Genomic DNA, 2,500 nt, shown 5'->3' on the forward strand with positions numbered 1-2,500 from the left:
CGGTTCGTGGTTGCTACATTAATAAAGCGGTCGGGAGAGCAAGCGAAAGTGAAGCGACACCGAAGCGCACCGAACCTAGAAAAAATAATAGTTTGAAAGCCAAGTAAACACAAGTACCTCGTCAAAAAAATCAGGTGAATTGGAGGAAACTTCAATCACCAAGACGAAGTCGGTAGGAAACTTATAGTTTCCAATAGCCAAAAAAACAAACTCACTTAACACAATGGAGAGTTTGATCCTGGCTCAGGATGAACGCTGGCGGTCTGCTTAACACATGCAAGTCGAACGGGAATCTTCGGATTCTAGTGGCGGACGGGTGAGTAACGCGTGAGAATCTGCCTTCAGGACGGGGATAACAGTTGGAAACGACTGCTAAGACCGGATGTGCCGAGAGGTGAAATATTTATAGCCTGAAGATGAGCTCGCGTCCGATTAGCTAGTTGGTAAGGTAAAAGCTTACCAAGGCGACGATCGGTAGCTGGTCTGAGAGGACGATCAGCCACACTGGGACTGAGACACGGCCCAGACTCCTACGGGAGGCAGCAGTGGGGAATTTTCCGCAATGGGCGAAAGCCTGACGGAGCAAGACCGCGTGGGGGAGGAAGGTTCTTGGATTGTAAACCCCTTTTCTCAGGGAAGAACAAAATGACGGTACCTGAGGAATCAGCATCGGCTAACTCCGTGCCAGCAGCCGCGGTAATACGGAGGATGCAAGCGTTATCCGGAATAATTGGGCGTAAAGCGTCCGTAGGTGGCTGTTCAAGTCTGCCGTTAAAGACCGGGGCTTAACCCTGGAAAGGCGGTGGAAACTGAGCGGCTAGAGTGCAGTAGGGGTAGAGGGAATTCCCAGTGTAGCGGTGAAATGCGTAGAGATTGGGAAGAACACCGGTGGCGAAAGCGCTCTGCTGGACTGCAACTGACACTGAGGGACGAAAGCTAGGGGAGCGAATGGGATTAGATACCCCAGTAGTCCTAGCCGTAAACGATGGATACTAGGTGTGGCCTGTATCGACCCGGGCCGCGCCGTAGCTAACGCGTTAAGTATCCCGCCTGGGGAGTACGCACGCAAGTGTGAAACTCAAAGGAATTGACGGGGGCCCGCACAAGCGGTGGAGTATGTGGTTTAATTCGATGCAACGCGAAGAACCTTACCAGGACTTGACATGTCCGGAACCTTCTGGAAACAGAAGGGTGCCTTCGGGAACCGGAACACAGGTGGTGCATGGCTGTCGTCAGCTCGTGTCGTGAGATGTTGGGTTAAGTCCCGCAACGAGCGCAACCCTCGTCCTTAGTTGCCATCATTAAGTTGGGCACTTTAGGGAGACTGCCGGTGACAAACCGGAGGAAGGTGGGGATGACGTCAAGTCAGCATGCCCCTTACGTCCTGGGCTACACACGTACTACAATGCTACGGACAAAGGGCAGCAAGTTAGCAATGACAAGCAAATCCCATAAACCGTGGCTCAGTTCAGATCGCAGGCTGCAACTCGCCTGCGTGAAGGCGGAATCGCTAGTAATCGCCGGTCAGCATACGGCGGTGAATCCGTTCCCGGGCCTTGTACACACCGCCCGTCACACCATGGGAGTTGGCCACGCCCGAAGTCGTTACCCTAACCTGCAAAGGAGGGGGACGCCGAAGGCAGGGCTGATGACTGGGGTGAAGTCGTAACAAGGTAGCCGTACCGGAAGGTGTGGCTGGATCACCTCCTTTTAAGGGAGACCGAACCTCTGAAAACCGATGAAGTCGGTCACAGAAGGTCATCCCAGGTCGTCGAGGTCGTGTCATCAAAAGCTTTCAAACTATTACGGTTCCGGTTCATGGGCTATTAGCTCAGGTGGTTAGAGCGCACCCCTGATAAGGGTGAGGTCCCTGGTTCGAGTCCAGGATGGCCCACCTAAAGTCAAGCAATCAGCTTGACAAGTAAGAGGGTAAAGCTTAACGTGGGAAGCCCGGTTGAGGGGCATATCTATAGGCCGAGCAAGTCAAAACCGAAAACCGGAAAAAGAAGTCAGCATCGACTCTGAAACTCGATAAGCCTCAGAGAGACTGCTGGACTCTAATTCCAGCCAAAGAACCTTGAAAACTGCATAGTAACGTTAAAAAGCAGGAAAAAACGAGACGTCCAATCGAAGAAGGCGTCCGTATCATCCAAGCAAGAGAATGTGGTCAAGCTACAAAGAGCTTATGGTGGATCCCTCGGCACACAGAGGCGATGAAGGACGTGGCGACCGACGAAACGCTCCGGGGAGCTGGAAGCAAGCAATGAGCCGGAGATATCCGAATGGGGCAACCCCAAAGAACTAACTGCTGAATCCATAGGCAGTAAAGAGCCAACCCAGTGAACTGAAACATCTTAGTAGCTGGAGGAAAAGAAATCAAAAGAGATTCCCTGAGTAGTGGTGAGCGAAACGGGAAGAGCCTAAACCATCAAGCATGCTTGGTGGGGTAGTGGGACAGCAACGTGGGACTCGAGAAGTTAGACAAAGCAACTGAAAACTG

At 52.2% G+C, this 2,500-nt stretch carries 1 tRNA gene and 2 rRNA genes (1 of these 3 cut by a window edge); all 3 read left to right on the forward strand.

Going from position 1 to position 2,500, the window contains the following annotated elements:
• The first annotated feature begins 220 nt into the window (after nt 1-220).
• Nucleotides 221-1,711, forward strand: a 16S ribosomal RNA gene (locus NC994_RS11945).
• A 109-nt stretch (nt 1,712-1,820) separates the two neighbouring features.
• Nucleotides 1,821-1,894 (forward strand) — tRNA-Ile (locus NC994_RS11950).
• 271 nt (nt 1,895-2,165) lie between these two features.
• Nucleotides 2,166-2,500: ribosomal RNA gene (locus NC994_RS11955) — 23S ribosomal RNA — on the forward strand (it continues 2,553 nt past the right edge of the window).
• The 16S and 23S rRNA genes sit together here with 1 tRNA gene alongside, the layout of an rRNA operon.

Origin of the sequence: Trichocoleus sp. AS-A1 (assembly GCF_039962015.1) — a bacterium.
Classification (GTDB): Bacteria; Cyanobacteriota; Cyanobacteriia; order Cyanobacteriales; family FACHB-T130; genus FACHB-T130.